This is a genomic window from Pseudoalteromonas sp. Angola-4, assembly GCF_028599265.1.
GTDB classification, from domain to species: domain Bacteria; phylum Pseudomonadota; class Gammaproteobacteria; order Enterobacterales; family Alteromonadaceae; genus Pseudoalteromonas; species Pseudoalteromonas atlantica.
Map to the genome: position 1 here is coordinate 1 of NZ_JAQREK010000063.1, position 514 is coordinate 514.

The following is a 514-nucleotide window of genomic DNA, read 5'->3' on the forward strand; positions in this document are numbered from 1 at the left end:
CATTAGCAGCTTGCTCGACTACTTCAATACCACGCCACACATCGCCTTTTGCATCTTCAAATGTTTTACCTAATTCATGACAAATAATAGTGGCTAGTTCGTCATGGTTTTCTTTTAACAGCGCCGCGTATTTCATCATAATGCGCGCACGTTCTGTAATTGGTACGTCTTTCCACGTTTTAAACGTTTCGCTGGCAGAGGCAATAGCCGCGTCCATTTCAGCGTCTGTAGCACAAGGTACTTGCGCTAACACTTCTTGATTAGCAGGATTTACAACATCAATTAATTCATTTGAAGTTGATTGAATAAATTCGCCGTTAATGAGTAAGGGTACTTGGTGCATAATTAAAATCCTATTGATTAAATTGGGTACCGCAGCGTTTTTGTTATAGTTGCTGCGGCTTTATTATTAGTTAAAGTGCTTCTACGGCCATGGCAACGGCTTCACCGCCACCAATACATAAAGAGGCTACGCCCTTTTTAAGACCCCGGTTTTTAAGTGCATGGATAAGTG

Annotated in this window: 2 protein-coding genes; both read right to left on the minus strand. The window is 41.4% G+C overall.

What is annotated here, in order from left to right; translation table 11 throughout:
- A partial coding sequence (locus tag PSH48_RS20790; RefSeq protein ID WP_273612301.1) for an aldehyde dehydrogenase family protein occupies nt 1–343 on the minus strand: 343 nt, incomplete at its 3' end.
- 70 nt (nt 344–413) lie between these two features.
- Nucleotides 414–514, minus strand: a 101-nt coding sequence (locus tag PSH48_RS20795) for a hypothetical protein (RefSeq protein WP_273612302.1), incomplete at its 5' end; no start/stop codon positions are given.